Source organism: Prolixibacteraceae bacterium, assembly GCA_019856515.1.
Lineage (GTDB): Bacteria > Bacteroidota > Bacteroidia > Bacteroidales > Prolixibacteraceae > Halosquirtibacter > Halosquirtibacter xylanolyticus.
Genome location: CP082230.1, coordinates 3,985,364 through 4,004,782, shown reverse-complemented (window position 1 = coordinate 4,004,782; position 19,419 = coordinate 3,985,364). Strand labels below are relative to the sequence as shown.

The 19,419-nt window shown below is 40.5% G+C and carries 10 protein-coding genes, 1 CRISPR repeat array and 1 riboswitch; of the genes, 3 read left to right on the top strand and 7 right to left on the bottom strand.

Annotated features, from left to right (window positions below; translation table 11 throughout):
* Positions 1-1,649: 1,649 nt before the first annotated feature.
* A CRISPR array of direct repeats spans positions 1,650-2,755; the repeat unit is 37 nt; unit sequence GTCTTAATCCTACTCTCGCTGGAACTACCTCTCTGAC.
* A gap of 3,869 nt (positions 2,756-6,624) precedes the next feature.
* Both K5X82_14715 and K5X82_14710 read left to right on the top strand, forming a co-directional pair.
* Complete coding sequence (locus K5X82_14715) at positions 6,625-7,257, top strand: hypothetical protein (GenBank protein ID QZT36496.1); 633 nt, start codon at positions 6,625-6,627, stop codon at positions 7,255-7,257.
* Positions 7,258-7,954: 697 nt separating this feature from the next.
* Positions 7,955-8,059: riboswitch (TPP riboswitch) on the top strand.
* A 41-nt stretch (positions 8,060-8,100) separates the two neighbouring features.
* Positions 8,101-10,491, top strand: coding sequence for a TonB-dependent receptor (locus tag K5X82_14710; protein ID QZT36495.1), 2,391 nt, complete (start codon positions 8,101-8,103; stop codon positions 10,489-10,491).
* A 112-nt stretch (positions 10,492-10,603) separates the two neighbouring features.
* Here K5X82_14710 and K5X82_14705 read toward each other — a convergent pair whose 3' ends face one another.
* Positions 10,604-11,575 carry a glycosyltransferase gene (locus K5X82_14705; GenBank protein QZT36494.1) on the bottom strand — a complete coding sequence of 324 codons (972 nt, stop codon included), beginning with the start codon at positions 11,573-11,575 and terminating at the stop codon, positions 10,604-10,606.
* 245 nt (positions 11,576-11,820) lie between these two features.
* Here K5X82_14705 and K5X82_14700 point away from each other — a divergent pair, with 245 nt between their 5' ends.
* On the top strand, positions 11,821-12,759 hold the full coding sequence (locus K5X82_14700; GenBank protein ID QZT36493.1) for a bifunctional methionine sulfoxide reductase B/A protein: 939 nt from the start codon (positions 11,821-11,823) through the stop codon (positions 12,757-12,759).
* A gap of 280 nt (positions 12,760-13,039) precedes the next feature.
* Here the strand turns inward: K5X82_14700 and K5X82_14695 are convergent, their stop codons facing one another.
* The 6 genes from K5X82_14695 to K5X82_14670 form a co-directional block, all read right to left on the bottom strand.
* On the bottom strand, positions 13,040-13,915 hold the full coding sequence (locus tag K5X82_14695) for an SDR family oxidoreductase (GenBank protein ID QZT36492.1): 876 nt from the start codon (positions 13,913-13,915) through the stop codon (positions 13,040-13,042).
* Positions 13,916-14,220: 305 nt separating this feature from the next.
* Complete coding sequence (locus tag K5X82_14690) at positions 14,221-14,748, bottom strand: RNA methyltransferase (GenBank protein QZT39136.1); 528 nt, start codon at positions 14,746-14,748, stop codon at positions 14,221-14,223.
* A gap of 30 nt (positions 14,749-14,778) precedes the next feature.
* Entirely contained in the window at positions 14,779-16,386 is a 1,608-nt protein-coding gene (dnaB, locus tag K5X82_14685) for a replicative DNA helicase (protein QZT36491.1), read from the bottom strand.
* 100 nt (positions 16,387-16,486) lie between these two features.
* Positions 16,487-17,464, bottom strand: a complete 978-nt coding sequence (locus tag K5X82_14680) for a D-alanine--D-alanine ligase (GenBank protein ID QZT36490.1) — start codon at positions 17,462-17,464, stop codon at positions 16,487-16,489.
* Positions 17,465-17,490: 26 nt separating this feature from the next.
* On the bottom strand, positions 17,491-18,537 hold the full coding sequence (locus K5X82_14675; protein QZT39135.1) for an RluA family pseudouridine synthase: 1,047 nt from the start codon (positions 18,535-18,537) through the stop codon (positions 17,491-17,493).
* Between the two features lie 14 nt (positions 18,538-18,551).
* The gene (locus K5X82_14670) at positions 18,552-19,382 is read right to left on the bottom strand and encodes a PASTA domain-containing protein (protein QZT36489.1); all 831 of its coding nucleotides are present in this window, start codon (positions 19,380-19,382) and stop codon (positions 18,552-18,554) included.
* Positions 19,383-19,419: the final 37 nt, after the last annotated feature.

Sequence of the window (19,419 nt, the reverse complement as noted above, 5' to 3'; positions counted from 1 at the left end):
GTTATACCCACATCAAATCCTCCACATTACCTGAAAGGGAAACCGAACATAGCCCAATGGTGAAATGTAATATGAAGTGCTTTAGCTCTGAATATGAAATGGAGCCTTGGGTAACTCCACCCACCACCAAGCAAGGGCTGAAAGTCCGACCTACTGCATTTTATCCATAAAAAAGTTGCATCTCCAAAGCTGCAAACACTGGGAACGCTCCGCTCCGCTCGGCATCGTACGACAAGAGAGCCACAACTTACTATTCAACTCAGATCTTAATCGATACGTAAGAATAGAATAAGGATGACACAAATCAAACTGCTTAATACAGATCTTCTTGTTATACCCACGTCCAATACTTCAACTTTCCCTGAAAGGGAAACCGAACATAGCCCAATGGTGAAATGTAATATGAAGTGCTTTAGCTCTGAATATGAAATGAAGCCTTGGGTAACTCCACCCACCACCAACCAAGGGCTGAAAGTCCGACCTATTTCATTTTATCCATAAAAAAGTTGCATCTCCAAAGCTGCAAACACTGGGAACGCTGAGCTCCGCTCGGCATCGTACCACAAGAGAGCCACAACTTACTATTCAACTCAGATCTTAGTCGATACGTAAGAATAGAATAAGGATGACACAAACTAAACTGATTAATACGGATCTTCTTGTTATACCCACATCAAATCCTCCACATTACCTGAAAGGGAAACCGAACATAGCCCAATGGTGAAATGTAATATGAAGTGCTTTAGCTCTGAATATGAAATGGAGCCTTGGGTAACTCCACCCACCACCAAGCAAGGGCTGAAAGTCCGACCTACTGCATTTTATCCATAAAAAAGTTGCATCTCCAAAGCTGCAAACACTGGGAACGCTCCGCTCCGCTCGGCATCGTACGACAAGAGAGCCACAACTTACTATTCAACTCAGATCTTAATCGATACGTAAGAATAGAATAAGGATGACACAAATCAAACTGCTTAATACAGATCTTCTTGTTATACCCACGTCCAATACTTCAACTTTCCCTGAAAGGGAAACCGAACATAGCCCAATGGTGAAATGTAATATGAAGTGCTTTAGCTCTGAATATGAAATGAAGCCTTGGGTAACTCCACCCACCACCAACCAAGGGCTGAAAGTCCGACCTACTGCATTTTATCCATAAAAAAGTTGCATCTCCAAAGCTGCAAACACTGGGAATGCCGAGCTCCGCTCGGCATCGTACGACAAGAGAGCCACAACTTACTATTCAACTCAGATCTTAATCGATACGTAAGAATAGAATAAGGATGACACAAATCAAACTGCTTAATACAGATCTTCTTGTTATACCCACGTCCAATACTTCAACTTTCCCTGAAAGGGAAACCGAACATAGCCCAATGGTGAAATGTAATATGAAGTGCTTTAGCTCTGAATATGAAATGGAGCCTTGGGTAACTCCACCCACCACCAACCAAGGGCTGAAAGTCCGACCCGACTCATTTCATCCTACGTCCACAAATCTAACATACAACCCTCACAAACTAAAAACCACACCATCCATTCCACACCCAATACGTCATAGTTTGTGCCAATTCATTGGCACGTGAGGGAAACCCCAACCATATAACATAAAAAGCATACCAGAACCAAGTGTTCTAATATGCTTTTTCTTAATCCTACTCTCGCTGAAACTATCTCTCTGACAATAATTCTAATGAACCATCTAGAAATCTTCGATGAAGTCTTAATCCTACTCTCGCTGGAACTACCTCTCTGACAAGACGGAATAACACCTGAATCTTCGAAAGAGGAATGTCTTAATCCTACTCTCGCTGGAACTACCTCTCTGACAAGGACGCGTATATGCATCCTCCAAGGCGGAAGGTCTTAATCCTACTCTCGCTGGAACTACCTCTCTGACCGATGAAAGCCTAACAGTCTGGGTTAAAACAGACAGTCTTAATCCTACTCTCGCTGGAACTACCTCTCTGACTTCATGGATGAGTATGTTTTATTCGTAAAGCAATGTCTTAATCCTACTCTCGCTGGAACTACCTCTCTGACAACGTTCTTGCAAACAGTGCAAATGGTTTGCAAATAGTCTTAATCCTACTCTCGCTGGAACTACCTCTCTGACAGAGTACTCAAGTGATCTAGGTGTGGAGTTAGATTGTCTTAATCCTACTCTCGCTGGAACTACCTCTCTGACAAGACAAGAAAAATGCTATTAGTAGTAATAATCGGTCTTAATCCTACTCTCGCTGGAACTACCTCTCTGACATCACCAATGCAACAATTGGAGTTAAGTACATTGTCTTAATCCTACTCTCGCTGGAACTACCTCTCTGACGACGCTAACACAGTTAACGATGTTAATAACCAGGTCTTAATCCTACTCTCGCTGGAACTACCTCTCTGACCCTGGATAATTTATTGATGGATTTCGGTCCATCAGTCTTAATCCTACTCTCGCTGGAACTACCTCTCTGACATGAGATAGAATACAATACCAAGGAGAAATCCGTCTTAATCCTACTCTCGCTGGAACTACCTCTCTGACTCAAACTTAAAGTTGTATCGTAAGAACTTTGAGGGTCTTAATCCTACTCTCGCTGGAACTACCTCTCTGACTATCTCTAAAGATGCGTAAACGAACTACAATTCAGTCTTAATCCTACTCTCGCTGGAACTACCTCTCTGACTAATATCAGTGTGTCTTTGAAATCCATCTTGATGGTCTTAATCCTACTCTCGCTGGAACTACCTCTCTGACAGCAAACAAAAGGCAATACTGATAATCAATCGATTACGGCAGTATTTTAACAAAAACTCTATCATCTTTACAATTATTAACCTTTAGTAAGCACACTGCAAAGATAGAAATAAAAACGACACCATAAACATGCTATACAGCATAGGATATATCCATCTCTTTGCACTGTAAATATGATCATAATTATGGAGATATGCAAAGTATTAGGTAACGTAATTAAACGAAAAAGCCAGAATCAATCTTGAGGCGCACGACGTGCCAATAAATTGGCACAAACTACGCAAATCCACCTCAATGAAATTAGCTATCCAATAGACGCGAGCATCACGCCTCTACGTAGTCATAAAAAAATCTGTTTCATCGGTCTAATCAGTTACATCTGTGTCCCATCCACTGGGAACGCTGAGCTCCGCTCGGCATCGTACCACAAGAGAGCGACAACCTTAGTATTCATCGTATGTTACATCATGGACAAGTTGCTCAATAGTAAAGTTGACACACGATGCCGAGCTGGAGCTCAGCGTTCCCAGCGGCTGTCCCATAACGCTGGGACCTCAACCAAGATCCGTAGAAATCCGTGGCTATGAATTTCTTGTCTTCCATTTATATAAGTTAACTACGATCTGAGGGGTCAGGCTTTCAGCCCTTGGATGTAGGTGAGTGGTGCTAACCCAAGGCTCCATTCCTTATTCAGAGCTAAAGCACTTCATATCCATTTCACCATTGGGCTAGGTTAGGTCACCCCATTCGGGGCTGTTGAAGTATCCAATAGACGCGAACATCGCGCCTCTACGTAGTCATAAAAAGATCCCTTTCATCGGTGTACCATCCATGCGCATCAACCCTTCGTGTCTTCGTGCCTTAGCGGTTCAATTTCCCTTGCACATCAACCAGATCCGTAAAAATCCGTCTAATCCGTTGAATCCGTGGCTATATTACCATGCATCACCACTAAGCGCAAGGCGTGCCAATGAATTGGCACAAACTACGCAAATCCACGTCCATGAAATTAGCTATCCAATAGACGCGAGCATCGCGCCTCTACGTAGACATAAAAAGATCCCTTTCATCGGTGTACCATCCATGCGCATCAACCCTTCGTGTCTTCGTGCCTTAGCGGTTCAATTTCCCTTGCACATCAACCAAGATCCGTAGAAATCCGTCAAATCCGTTGAATCCGTGGCTATATTACCATGTATCGCCACTAAGCGCAAGGCGTGCCGAGGCATTGACACAAACTACGCAAATCCACCTCAATGAAATTAGCTATCCAATAGACGCGAGCATCACGCCTCTACGTAGTCATAAAAAGATCTGTTTCATCTGTGTGCCATCCACTGGGAACGGGGTGCTCCGCTCGGCATCGTACCACAAGAGAGCGACAACCTTAGTATTCATCTGCGTAGGTTGCATCACGGACAAGTTGCTCAATGGTAAAGTTGACACACGATGCCGAGCGGAGCACCCCGTTCCCAGCGGCTGTCCCATACCCCTACACATCAACTAAGATCTGTGAGAATCCGTCAAATACATGGCTATGAATTTCTTGTCTTCCATTTATATAAGTTAACTACGATCTGAGGGGTCAGGCTTTCAGCCCTTAGATGTAGGTGAGTGGTGCTAACCCAAGGCTCCATTCCTTATTCAGAGCTAAAGCACTTCATATCCATTTCACCATTGGGCTAGGTTAGGTCACCCCATTCGGGGCTGTTGAAGTATCCAATAGACGCGAACATCGCGCCTCTACGTAGTCATAAAAAGATCCCTTTTATCGGTGTACCATCCATGCGCATCAACCCTTCGTGTCTTCGTGCCTTAGCGGTTCAATTTCCCTTGCACATCAACCAGATCCGTAAAAATCCGTCAAATCCGTTGAATCCGTGGCTATATTACCATGTATCGCCACTAAGCGCAAGGCGTGCCAATAAATTGACACAAACTACGCAAATCCACGTCAATGAAATTAGCTATCCAATAGACGCGAACATCGCGCCTCTACGTAGTCATAAAAAGGTCTGTTTCATCTGTGTGCCATCCACTGGGAACGGGGTGCTCCGCTCGGCATCGTACGACAAGAGAGCGACAACCTTAGTATTCATCGTATGTTACATCATGGACAAGTTGCTCAATGGTAAAGTTGACACACGATGCCGAGCTGGAGCTCAGCGTTCCCAGCGGCTGTTCCATAACGCTACACATCAACTAAGATCTGTGAGAATCCGTCAAATACATGGCTATGAATTTCTTGTCTTCCATTTATATAAGTTAACTACGATCTGAGGGGTCAGGCTTTCAGCCCTTGGATGTAGGTGAGTGGTTCTAACCCAAGGCTCCATTCCTTATTCAGAGCTAAAGCACTTCATATCCATTTCACCATTGGGCTAGGTTAGGTCACCCCATTCGGGGCTGTTGAAGTATCCAATAGACGCGAACATCGCGCCTCTACGTAGTCATAAAAAGATCTGTTTTATCGGTGTACCATCCATGCGCATCAACCCTTCGTGCCTTAGCGGTTCAATTTCCCTTGCACATCAACCAGATCCGTAAAAATCCGTCTAATCCGTGGCTATATTACCATGTATCACCACTAAGCGCATGGCGTGCCAATGAATTGGCACAAACTACGCAAATCCACCTCAATGAAATTAGCTATCCAATAGACGCGAGCATCGCGCCTCTACGTAGTCATAAAAAGGTCTGTTTCATCTGTGTGCCATCCACTGGGAACGGGGTGCTCCGCTCGGCATCGTACCCCAAGAGAGCGACAACCTTAGTATTCATCTGCGTATGTTACATCACGGACAAGTTGCTCAATAGTAAAGTTGACACACGATGCCGAGCTGGAGCACCCCGTTCCCAGCGGCTGTCCCATACCCCTACACATCAACTAAGATCTGTGAGAATCCGTCAAATACATGGCTATGAATTTCTTGTCTTCCATTCATATGAGTCAACTACGATCTGAGGGGTCAGGCTTTCAGCCCTTGGATGTAGGTGAGTGGTGCTAACCCAAGGCTCCATTCCTTATTCAGAGCTAAAGCACTTCATATCCATTTCACCATTGGGCTACGTTCGGTCACCCCATTCGGGGCTGTTGAAGTATCCAATAGACGCGAGCATCGCGCCTCTACGTAATCATAAAAAGATCCCTTTCATCGGTGTACCATCCTTGCGCATCAACCCTTCGTGTCTTCGTGCCTTAGTGGTTCAATTTCCCTTGCACTTCAACCAGATCCGTAAAAATCCGTCTAATCCGTGGCTATATTACCATGCATCACCACTAAGCGCAAGGCGTGCCAATGAATTGGCACAAACATATCATCCATTTTAGAATAGGCCACAAGGCTAAAATCAAACCCATGATTAATTACACAAAAAGAACCTTAATAAAAACACAAAAATGACATGGCAATATTTTCAAATCACATATATTGCGAACAACAATAGCCCTATAACATCTAAAGACACAACTAACACATTACTTCAAAAGACATTTCACCCCCACTCGCCTCATATGTTAAACATAACAAACACAAAATAAATTTGTATTAAAACCTTATCATTACAATAATATAATTTAACTATTTTTATAATGAAGAAACTAATTTTATCACTGATTGTATGATTCTCCTTCTTCAGCTTCTGTTTTTGATCATAAAACAGAACTAGGTAATGAACTATTCCTTATAATTAGGCCAGAATAGGAGTTATTATCTATTAATCCAAAGGAAGCATAACAATTTTATGATACTTGTAATATCTTACAAGTATCATATATAAATCAACTGAATAATGGTGCCGTCGGGTTAATAATTAAAAAAACTTTTTTTTAATATTTTACATAGCCATAACATCACGAACTTTATAATATGAAGAAAATAGCATTATTAACAACCCTACTCTTTGCAGGATTATTTTCATGCCAGAAAGAAGTCATGATTGACGCTCAGAAACTTCCAAGTCAATTCCTAGGAGCCTATCAATTAGTAGATATGATATCCGACTCTCCAATTGATTTTAATGGAAACGGAAAACATAATAAATATCTACTTAAACAGTATGAAACTGGTGATAAAATGGGACCTGTAAGATTTATACAGGCAGGACATTTATCATATATTAGTGGAGAATTCCCTACCATTGAAATCGAGATTCCTAGAAATATAGAATACAAAGTTAGTGAACACAAAACAATAGTGCACTTCAACTACAGGAACAACTGGACTGCAAGGTACTGTGTTGAAAAAACACCAAATGAGGGTTATAGAATACTCACTTCTTCTTCTGGACCCATTCAGGAACAACTTAATATCGGAAGTGGTGACATCGGAAATATTGTTATTCATAATCATATAATGACAGCAAACGCTTTGATTGATTGTTACGATCATATGGATAAAAAGGTGAAGAAACTTAATGTCCAATGCACATTCTTATGGCAAGCAAAAGGAAAAGAAGAAGCCCTTGAAATAGCAATCAAAACACCTATTTATAAACACTGATCTACATTACATAAATATTCACGTCTTCCAATCTTTTTTATTTAACCATATTGAGTTTAAACGCGATCATCGTTTCTCTGCAACATATAGGGAAGCGAAGTTCCTGTTTGAACAATGATCTAAACGGCTTTTTTAAAGGGTTCAAACAGGGACCATCCCTATACTAAAGTTACCCTAAACTTACCCTTAAGTTACCCTTCCCTTACCTAAATAGCACCAAAAGGTAACTTAAGCGTATGGCTAAGGTAGATGAAGGGTAAGGCAAATATAGGGGAGGTATAAGGGAGGGATAGAGAAATTAAGGAAGAGAGGAGTTGAATACTGAGAGGCGAAGGGATTGCTCTTTTTCATTAAGAGAGAGAAATTATTTTTGGGAAGGTGGAATTATTGTTATTGGAAAGTGGGATTTATTTTGGGAGCTGGGATTATTTTTTGTTGAGAAGAGTCGATAATAAGATGAATGATGGTAAAATAAATAGGAGTTATGATATTTAGAGTTGGTCCTGTTTCTTCTCACACCGAAATAATACAATCCCCCATTTATAATTGAGATACAATGCATTACAATTAGGAGATATAATTTAAATCATTCTAAATAATAAGACTATTATATCCGTTATTATCAAATATAGAGGCTGGTTTTGAATTATTATCCAATTATTAGCTTTACCTTTGCATGCAGTAATTAATTAAGAACACGAAACGATGGGGGTGCCTATGCGAATAAAAGCATTCAGGCTGAGATCAGACCCTTTGAACCTGAGGAGATAATCCTGCTTAGGGAATTTGTAGATCCACGTATCCTCCATGTTTGTATTCATTTTAACAGTAATGAAAAACAACATGAGAAATCTATTCTTAGCACTTATTTTAACCACATTATCTTTTTCATTGTATGCCCAACAGACCATCAAGGGTGTTGTGGTAGATGAAAACCAATCGCCCATTCCTGGGGCAGCCGTTGCCATTGAAGGAAGCTCCAAAGGAGATGTTACGGACTTCAATGGAAATTTCACTTTAGAGGTTAAAAACAAAGGGACTTACGCTATTGATGTGAGTTATATGGGGTATAACAAGCAGGTTATTTCAGTCAAGACCCCTCAAAGCAAAACATTAACAATCATACTTAAACCCTCGTTGCAAAATGTTGATGAAATTCTAGTTGAAGCGACAAGGGCTGGAGAGAAAGCGCCTTTCACCTATTCGAATATCTCGAAAGAGGTGTTGGATCAGAAGAATACGGGTCAGGATCTTCCTTATCTATTGAACAACACTCCTTCGTTGGTTGTAAGTTCGGATGCAGGTACTGGAATTGGTTATACGTCGATGAAGATCCGTGGAACGGACCAGTCGCGTATTAATATTACCGTTGATGGTATCCCACTTAACGATTCGGAGAGTCAGAATGTATTTTGGGTCAACATGCCTGATTTTGGGTCTTCGGTTCAGAATGTGCAGGTACAACGTGGAGTTGGAACCTCAACCAACGGAGCAGCCGCTTTTGGTGCCACAGTAAATATTCAAACAGCAGCACCTGACACGGAGCCTTATGCCGAGTTAAACTCAATGGCAGGATCATTCGCTTCATTTAAAAACACGGTCAAAGTGGGAACGGGTTTAATCAACAACCATTTTAGCTTTGATGCGAGAGCAAGTTTTATCAACAGTGATGGTTATATAGACAGAGCTACTTCGGATCTTCAATCCTACTATGTTTCGGGAGGCTACTATTCAGAGAACAACATTGTAAAGATGAATGTTTTCACAGGAAAAGAGAAGACCTACCAGGCATGGTCAGGAGTTCCTAACGACAGTCTTAAAGCCGGTAACAGAACGTATAATCCAGAAGGGGTATATACTGATGCCGATGGTAAGACTCAGTATTACGATAATCAAACAGACAACTATGTACAGACGCATTTCCAGCTGTTCTACACCCATATCTTCGACAACAAAGCTACTTGGAATGTTGCGCTCCATAGTACACTCGGTGAGGGATACTATGAGAGCTATAAAGACAACAAGAAACCAAAGAAATTTGGCATAACATCGACTTCAGAGAAGATGGATTTCATTACACAGAAGTGGCTAGATAATACCTTCTATGGTTTTACGACCTCCTTCAAACAACCTCTTCCTTTTGGAGATTTCATTGTTGGTGGAGCGTGGAACAAGTATGATGGAGACCACTTTGGAGAGATATTATGGGCAGAGAAAGTCAATGTACCTTATGAAGATGAGTGGTATCGTGGTAATGGAACCAAGAAGGATGGTAATATATATGCCAAGTTAAATGCCAATATAACAGACCAACTCTCTGTAATGGGAGATGTTCAATATAGACATGTAGACTATGTTATTAGCGGTACGGATGATAATATGGTTAATATTGATCAGTCGTATAACTATAATTTCTTCAACCCTAAGTTGGGTCTTTATCTAGCCCCAAGCCAAGCATGGGACAGTTATGTTAGTTTTGCGGTGGCACATAAAGAACCAAAGCGTTCTGATTTTGTGGATGCACCAACAAATAAGAAGCCTACCCCAGAGAGACTTTATGATACAGAGCTAGGATTTAACTACCATACGAAGACAGTACAGTTCTCAACCAATTTTTACTATATGCAGTACAAAGATCAATTGGTGAACACTGGGGAGTTGAACGATGTAGGGTCAGCGATCATGATAAACACACCAGACAGTTATCGTTTGGGTATTGAGCTATCTGCAGGAGCACGTCTTAATAAGATGTTTGATCTTTCAGGTAATATTGCATTCTCACAAAATAAGATCAAGGATTTCACCTCTTATGTGGATGACTATGATGCTGATTGGAACTATCTAGGTCAGAAAGAAGAGTCATTGGGGACTACAGATATCGCCTACTCGCCTAATGTAGTAGGTAACATTATTGCCACGATGCATGCTACTGAAGATCTTGATATATCTTGGACTACACAATATGTAGGAGCACAGTTTATGGATAACACGAGCAGTTCAGATAGAAAGATTGATGCCTACAGTTTTACCAATATCAAAGCGAGTTATGAACCAACCATTAGAGGGTTGAAGAGACTTATGATTTGGGGACAGGTAAATAATATCTTCGCACAAGAGTATGAGACCAATGCATGGGTTTACTCTTCTTATGTTGGTGGCACAAGAAACAACGACATCGGATGGTATCCACAGGCAGGGATCAATTTTGCACTGGGACTTACGATACGTCTTTAATTTAAAAAATTATTTCATCACCTCAAATCTATTATAAAACACTATTATTTCTTATAGTTGATCTTGCGTCGTTATTGACGACGTAAGATCTAGTATCAATTATATGTTGAGATTATTTCGAAATACAATTGGTATAAATCTTTCCCATAGCCACATCCCTTTTATTGCATGAAAGAGGTTGTGGCTTCTCTATTTTATAACGAAAGAGAAGAGCCAGCTTATATATATCCATAAAAAAGAGCGTAGGATAGACAATTAGTATGCATCGTAGAACAGGAGCCAAACAGATAAGTATTGGGCCGATGATAGAGGTGAATCTATTTTGATTTAAACGATCATAATAATTCATTAATTTCATCTCCTCACGTAAAGATTGGTTCTTTGGAGTAACTAAGATCTCTTTTAGGGTTTGTGTAGCGAGCTCCATCTTTCTTATGGCATCCTTGTTTAAATCTAGCTCTGAGTTAAGTACAGGGTTGTCTATATGGATCACTTCGATATTAGACTGTGTCAATTCGTTCTGAAAAAGCATATCCTCATAACCATATCGACATAAAGAGTTGTCAAAAGGATGTGTCTCTAATACGGTCCTACGTATCGCGAAATTGTTTGTTAAAAACGCCCTATTACCAATCACTTTTCTCTCTACAGCAGGGTTTGCAACACGATAATTTCCATACAACCCTTCGAGTCTTTTATTACAAGAGAAGCTACTAGGGTATCTACGACCACCATATATAATTTTGCATGTAGGATCATCGAAAGCACCAAGGTAAGTTCGAATATAATCCTTTTTCATTATGATGGAGTCACAATCAATAAATACCAGTAATGGAGCTTGGGTCTTTTGAAGAAATAGATTGCGTATTCTTGCCCTACCAATATTTTCTGGAAGTAATTCATAAGTAACATGTTTGCCTTCTAGTTGACGATTGGCTAAAGAGAATTTCTCCTGAGAAGCATCATCCAATAGTATCACATTTACAGGTAACTGATAACGTTCGATTTCAAAAACCAAAGCGGTTACTAATAACGAGATATTTCTATTATATATGGGGATGCATACGCTCAGTTGGGGCATCATAACATTAGTGGTTTTATTAATTCATAACCGATTTTATGGATTTTTATTGTACAACAAAACGCTTTTTATGTGTGTCTACTTCTGCGTATCTTCTAACATTAAAGCGATGTGTCTCTATTAAATTAAGATAACTTTAATACTTTTTGAGGGAACATCTTTGCCCTTAATAGGTTATAGAGTTATAATTGTACCCATATACTATAATGAGATGATCTTGTGGTGTCGGTACTCCAAAACGGATCTATATGAGAAAGATACTATATATACTAATACTATTTACAATGACAACATACAGTAGTGAGGCTCAAAACAGATACAATAGCCTGAACACACAAGAAGAGAATGTAATTGAGAACAAACATACAGAAGCTCCTTTTACAGGCCAATACGATAAGTTTAATGAGAACGGAACCTACATATGCAAACGTTGTAATGCACCACTATACCAGTCGTCAGATAAGTTTGATTCAGGATGTGGATGGCCTGCATTTGATGATGAGATAGAGGGGGCTGTTAAACGAATTCCAGATAACGATGGTTTGCGTACGGAGATTGTATGTGCCAATTGTGGAGGACATCTAGGACATGTATTTCTAGGCGAAGGATTTACTTCAACGAATACCCGACACTGTGTTAATTCGATCTCGATGACTTTTGTGCCTAAAGGAGAACCGCTACCAAAGATAATTGCCCCTCATAACGACACAGAGGTGGCTTATTTGGCTTCGGGATGTTTTTGGGGCACAGAGTATCATCTACAGAAGATTCCTGGCGTCATTTCGACTACAGTAGGTTATATGGGTGGAAAGACAAAAAACCCAACCTATCGAGAAGTTTGTACGGGCAATACAGGTCATGCAGAGACCACCAAAGTTGTTTTTGACCCCTCTAAAGTAAGTTTCGAAACCATTGCAAAAGTCTATTTCGAGACCCACGACACCTCACAGATAGACGGACAAGGGCCAGACATAGGTACACAATATCGCTCGGTGGTATTCTATACTAGTGATCGACAGAAGGCGACCACAGAGAAGCTTGTAAAAGAGTTAGAGAAGAATGGTTATACTGTAGTTACTGAAGTGATTCCAGAAGAGACATTCTATGATGCTGAAGCGTATCATCAAGACTATTATGAAAATAAGGGATCGAGTCCTTATTGTCATATATATCAAAAGAAATTTTGATTCTTTCTATTATTATTCTGAAAAGTAAAGGCTTATGGAGTTCTTCTCCATAAGCCTTTTATTTTTTTATGCCCAATCGAGTGATGAATTGAGCGATATTGTTCCATACAAAATTGTTTATCCTTCGTTAGGCAATATTACTAAGTGATGTAACACAAATATTGACATATTTATACTTAAATAAGGCGAAACGACTCTTTTTCGTCTTGTTTAATTAGTAGTTTTTCCAAACAGTTTACCTATCACGATATGACTTAATTGGTATGGATACGAACAACACTTATTCTCCTAAGAAATCACGTCTCACCTTTTGGTTGATCTTGAGCCCATCAGGGTCACTCGCAGTCTTTAATCGACATAGATCTTCAGCCCAAAAAGAGGTGCGAACGCGTAAAGGAGGATTTTTATCGATGGCTACCTGATAAATAACTTCTGCGACTTCTACTCCTGTTTGATACACTTGGGCATTGCTCTCTGCTGATCTTTTTTGAGAACCACGCATATAGTCATTAAAGATATCTTGATAAGCTCCTTGCTCCATCTTACCATCTTGCAATGTACTAGCCACTGCTGAATTCATAAACTCCGTTGTGACACCCCCTGGTTCGACAAGTGAAAACTGAATATTAAAAGCAGGGGTGATATAACTTGCTAAAGACTCCGTAAAACCTTCCACTGCAAATTTAGCGGCACAATAGAATTCATTAAAAGGCTGACCAACAAGCCCACCAACCGATGAAATATTAATTACTCTTCCTGACTGTTGCTCACGCATATAAGGAAGTGTGGCTTTAATCACTCGCACTATTCCATAATAGTTGACATCCATCACCCACTTCATCTCCTCTTCAGAGGCTTGTTCTATATTCTTGGCAAACCCAACTCCTGCATTGTTTATCAATAGATCAATTTTATTCGATTTATCGATAATATATTTTACTGTAGACTCAATCGTAACAGTATTCTGTACATTTAGCTCTAATATTTGGATATCTAGCGTCTCTGCATCGATTCGTTGATCCAGTGCATTTCGCTTATTTAGATTACGCATAGTTGCATATACTTTGTACCCCATTCGCGCGAAAAGAACAGCACTCTCCAATCCGACCCCCGTAGAACATCCTGTAATTAAGACAACCTCTTTTTCTGTACTCATAAATTCAGCTATTTTTCTTTATTTACAACTTGATTACACCCAATATCTTAAGAGAACAATAGGCTTCAATAGGTTAAAATAAGTCTAATTTATTCAGACAAACAACTCTTCTATTATCAATTAATAAAATGAAGATCTCTCTCTTTTATCATTCAAATATGTTCATGATAGACTTATTGCAATTCGTATGGGGGTAATAGATGTAAATTACAAAGTCGATACTACCTCTCTTTTCATATTGTAACAGAGAGGTAATATCGACTTTATACGTTTATTGTGTTGCAGGACCTAACAAGTTGTCGGTTCTATGAGATTTTCTGGAATATATCCCAAAGAACGACTCCTGCACTTACGGAGATATTTAAGGAGTGTTTGGTACCATATTGTGGTATCTCTACACATGCATCACATTGGTCTATCACTTTTTGGTCGACTCCTTTCACTTCGTTACCAAAAACAAGTGCCAACTTCTCTCCTTTTGTCGGTTGGAAGTCTGGTAGCATGATAGAGTGTTCAACCTGTTCGATGGCACATATTTTATAACCATAGGCTTTAAGAACCGCGATAGCGTCTAGTGTATTCTCAAAATATTTCCAATCCACACTCTCTTCTGCTCCTAATGCTGTTTTACGAATATCATCACTTGGAGGGGTGTTTGTGATCCCACATAGATAGAGGGAGTTAACAATTAGGGCATCCGATGTTCTAAAAAGAGAACCTACGTTATTACTACTACGGATGTTATCCATCACCACCACAATAGGTGTTTTATCATTGGCTTTGAACTCGTCGACAGAAAGGCGACCAAGCTCACTATTCTTAAGCTTTCTCATCATTAAATAAAATGGGATTTATACCTCTCCTTAGAATGGAGGTGTATCATCAAACTCATTGCCTGTAGGGAAATCGAATCCACCAAAACTAAGGTCTTGACCTTGTGGGTTAGAGTTACTTGAATCGATATCACTATTCATCTTAGAGCTAAAGGTTTGTCCAGCATTCACCACCTGTCCTGGGTTGACGTTCACCTTAGGATCTAATGCTTCCGTAGAGGCATACTCAAGAAGTTCAGGATCGTCAAGATTGCTAAACTTAGCCATAGAGCTTTCGAAACGCAGCTGCACATCACCTGTCGCACCATTACGGTGTTTTGCGATAATCAACTCTGCAATACCTTGCAGGTTATTTCCATCGGCATCTTCCGTAATTCCATAATACTCTGGTCGGTGAATAAATAGCACCATATCGGCATCCTGCTCGATGGCACCAGATTCACGAAGGTCAGATAGCTGAGGACGACGTCCCTCTCTCGACTCTACTGCACGACTAAGCTGAGACAGCGCGATGATGGGAACATCGATCTCTTTGGCAATGGCTTTCAAGTTACGTGAGATGGTAGACACCTCCTGTTCACGAGAGAATTTTGCATCCCCACCTGTAGTCATTAGCTGAAGGTAATCGACAATCACACAACCAATATTATGCTGGCTCTTCAGACGTCTACATTTCGCTCTGAATTCATATACAGAGAGTGCAGGCGTGTCATCAATAAAGAGAGGTGCTCCAGTCAGTTTCTCCAAACGAGAATGTAATTCGCCCCACTGGTGTTCCTCCAATTTTCCTGTTTTAATCTTCTCTGACCCAAAACCTGTTTCGGCAGCAATCAAACGATTAACCAACTGCAACGAGGACATCTCTAGTGAGAATACGGCAGTAGGTTTTTGGTGTTCAACAGCGATATTACGAGCCATCGAGAGAACAAAAGCGGTCTTACCCATCGCAGGACGTGCTGCGATAATAATCATATCTGTCTTTTGCCACCCTGATGTGATACGATCGAGACTTGTAAATCCAGATGGGACACCACTCATACCTTCTGGTTTGACAGAGTTTTCGCGCATCGTTTCAATAGCTTGGGCAATCACGGGTTTCACAGGAACAGACTCTTTGGAAATGTTTCCCTCTGTTACTTTGAAGAGTGATGATTCGGCAAAGTCGATTAGATCTTCTAGCTCCACAGAGTCTTGGTAAGACTTTGTTTGGATCTCTGAAGACATATGGATCAACTCACGTTGGATATGTTTTTGCGCAATGATTCGTGCATGAAACTCAATATGGGCAGCAGAAGCTACTTTAGATGTCAACTGGGTGATATAGAGAGGACCTCCAACGATGTCCAACTCCCCTTTATCACGGAGCGCTTGGGTAACCATTAACAGGTCGATGGGCTTATCCGAAAGGTTAAGGTCTTTGATGACCTTAAAGATTCTTTGGTGCTCATCTTTGTAAAAACACTCAGGCTGTAACATGTCGGCCACCGATACATAAGCATCACGCTCTAACATTAAAGCACCAAGCACAGCTTCTTCCACCTCCACTGCTTGTGGGGGTAGTTTTCCATATTGCGCTTCAATCTGCTCTAAGGAAGGAGCATTACTATTTCGGATGTTATTCTGACGCTGTACAGCCATCTTTCGATTCGTGTTTGATACATTAAAAAAGAGCGGCAAAGATAATTAATCCTTTTGAAAGATCCGTGGGAATCTTTGCGCTCATTTAAATCTACAAAATTTAGTTCAATAATTCATCCAATATGGCCACCAAAATAGAGGTCTCGGTATAACCGGCCGCCCTAATTTGTTGTGGAATAAAACTTGTTTCAGTCATTCCAGGAACCGTATTCACTTCCAATAGTCGGAAGATCTTGCCATCGTAGATGAAGTCCGCACGTATGATACCACTACAATCTAAAGAGCGATATAATTTCTTGGTTAGCGACTGTATCTCTAAAGTCTCTTCACTAGAAAGATCTGCTGGAGTAATTTCGTCTGCTTTTCCTACCACATATTTCGCTTCATAATTGAAGAATTCATTTTCCGTAATCACCTCCGTCACAGGAAATGCGGTCAATTTACCGTGAAAATGTAAGGCTCCACAAGTAAACTCACGTCCCCCCATAAAGGATTCACAGAGAACTTCTTCTCCTTCATCAAACGCTAGTTTAATCGCTCGGTCTAGTTGTTCCAACTCTTTCACTTTGGTCACACCAAAGCTTGACCCACCCGCATTGGGCTTCACAAATATCGGTAGTCCTAGACTCTCGACCATCTCATTTGAGTCCCACATGTCCCCTTTCAGTAGACGATGTGATTTGGCAACAGTAAAGCCTTCACTACGCAAGAATTGATTGCAGTAGTACTTATTGAAAGTTAAAGCAGAGGTGGCAGCATTACAACTTGAGTAGGGTATTCCAATCATATCGAAATATCCCTGTAGCTTTCCATCCTCCCCTGGCGTACCATGAACGATGATGTAAGCTGCTTTGAATGCAATTTTCTGTGCCCCCACCATACTAGTAAAGTTGTTCTTATCCACAGAATAAGATTCTCCTTTATGGCTTGTCACCTTCCACTCATTATCAGAAATGTCCACCAACCAAGGCTGGTAAGCAGTGGATTCCAGACATTTCATTACAAAAGCAGCACTTCGAAGAGATACTTCTCTCTCCGAAGAGTAACCGCCTGCTATGATAGCAATATCTATTTTCATTTATACAATAGTTGAATGTATATGACCTACTCTGTGCCTCTGTTGGCAATATAGTTACGCCATCTGTCGATACATCCTGCCATATCTTCAGGTATAGGAGAGTCGAACACCATCTCTTCGCCTGTTGTAGGATGAATAAAACCTAGCATCTGTGCATGTAGTGCTTGTCGAGGCAATACATCAAAACAGTTCTGCACAAATTGCTTATATTTAGTGAAGGTTGTTCCTTTCAGGATCTTATCTCCACCATAGTTATCGTCGTTAAAGAGCGTATGTCCAATGTGTTTCATGTGTACACGAATCTGGTGGGTACGTCCTGTTTCAAGTACACACTCCACTAGATTGACATAACCTAAACGTTCGACCACACTGTAGTGCGTTACGGCATGCTTACCATAATCCCCTTCAGGGAAAACGGTAAAGACCTGTCTATTTTTCAAGCTACGACCGATATTTCCAACCACCGTACCCTCTTCTTCTTTAACATCTCCCCAAACGATAGCGTAGTATCTACGTTTGGTTGTTTTATCGAAAAACTGTTTTGACAGATGGGTCTTGGCATGTTCATTTTTTGCCACGACAAGAAGTCCCGACGTGTTTTTATCAATACGATGAACCAATCCTGGACGCGTATCTTCGTTGTTATACATCGGCAAATCTTTATAACGATAGGCCAAAGCATTGACAAGGGTACCAGTATAGTTTCCATGACCTGGATGAACGACCATTCCTGGTTGTTTGTTCACCACCACTAAGTCGTCGTCTTCATACACGATATCCAAAGGAATATCTTCTGGAATAATCTTTAGTTCACGACGAGGATAATCCATCATGATGGTTACCACATCGCCAGGCTTCACTTTATAGTTTGCTTTTACTACTTCGTCATTGACACGCACAGAACCTGCATCAGCAGCTGTTTGTATCCTATTTCTTGAGATCTGATCTATACGATTCACCAAGTACTTATCTACACGAAGAGGTTTTTGCCCTTGATCGACTTCGATCTTATAGTGTTCAAAAAGCTCTTCTTCGTCATTGGAATCATAATTTGTCATTGCATCTTCTACCATCTTCAACTACTCCTTTATTGTATTACAATGGTATCTTTCACCGACGTCAACCAAATGTCGATAAACGATCCCTGTTTCACTTTTCCTTCTTCCACCTTTGGTTGTTGTGTCGACACGTGTGCCTCTAGACTATCTTCAGCGGTCACAAAAGAGTCGTCATAGATAACCACTCCTAGAGATAAACCTCTGTCATCTAACAATTGTTTTACCTCTTCTATATTTATTCCTGAAAGATCAGGTATTTCTATCTCTTTAACATTCAAAGAGCTACCGACCTCTAGATCGACAACACTTCCAAGAAAGACTTTATCCCCAGAAGGAATCTCTTTGCCTTCCACCTTTTGAGAGAGAACAAGATCTTCATATGGAGAAGGCACTAACGTGATCTTTCCCAACTCTAATCCTCTTCTAGATATCTTCAGTTTTGCTTTACGTATAGAACCATTAACCAATTTAGGCATCTGTATCTCCTTAGGATTATGGGATGCTATGGTAACAAAAACTTTACGCCCCTCTTTGATTTTAGATCCAGGTTCAGGAGTCTGCTCCATCACAGTACCAGGCTCAATTCCATATTTAAAAATAGAATCAGAAACTGTTAGTCGCACCAATACATGATCGGACTGCTTCAACTCATTAATCTGAAGCCCAGCATAATTTGGTAAGATGATCGACTCCCCATGCTTGGTGTAGATCTTAATACAAAACATGGTGATCCAAATTATTACTGGAATCAAAACAAACAGGCCTAACAAGTTGTATAAGAACAGTTTTGTTCTTATAAATACTTTAAAGGTTTCCAATGTGTTATACAGTTTTGATTTTGCAACTTCTATAAAACTCATACTGTAATATTATGTGATTATTGATGACTTTCTCATT

Bases quoted from the DNA above. Each gene is read 5' to 3' on its own strand.
- K5X82_14715 (QZT36496.1), top strand. From the start codon at position 6,625: ATGAAGAAAATAGCATTATTAACAACCCTACTCTTTGCAGGATTATTT.
- K5X82_14710 (QZT36495.1), top strand. From the start codon at position 8,101: ATGAGAAATCTATTCTTAGCACTTATTTTAACCACATTATCTTTTTCA.
- K5X82_14705 (QZT36494.1), bottom strand. From the start codon at position 11,575: ATGATGCCCCAACTGAGCGTATGCATCCCCATATATAATAGAAATATC.
- K5X82_14700 (QZT36493.1), top strand. From the start codon at position 11,821: ATGAGAAAGATACTATATATACTAATACTATTTACAATGACAACATAC.
- K5X82_14695 (QZT36492.1), bottom strand. From the start codon at position 13,915: ATGAGTACAGAAAAAGAGGTTGTCTTAATTACAGGATGTTCTACGGGG.
- K5X82_14690 (QZT39136.1), bottom strand. From the start codon at position 14,748: ATGAGAAAGCTTAAGAATAGTGAGCTTGGTCGCCTTTCTGTCGACGAG.
- dnaB (QZT36491.1), bottom strand. From the start codon at position 16,386: ATGGCTGTACAGCGTCAGAATAACATCCGAAATAGTAATGCTCCTTCC.
- K5X82_14680 (QZT36490.1), bottom strand. From the start codon at position 17,464: ATGAAAATAGATATTGCTATCATAGCAGGCGGTTACTCTTCGGAGAGA.
- K5X82_14675 (QZT39135.1), bottom strand. From the start codon at position 18,537: ATGGTAGAAGATGCAATGACAAATTATGATTCCAATGACGAAGAAGAG.
- K5X82_14670 (QZT36489.1), bottom strand. From the start codon at position 19,382: ATGAGTTTTATAGAAGTTGCAAAATCAAAACTGTATAACACATTGGAA.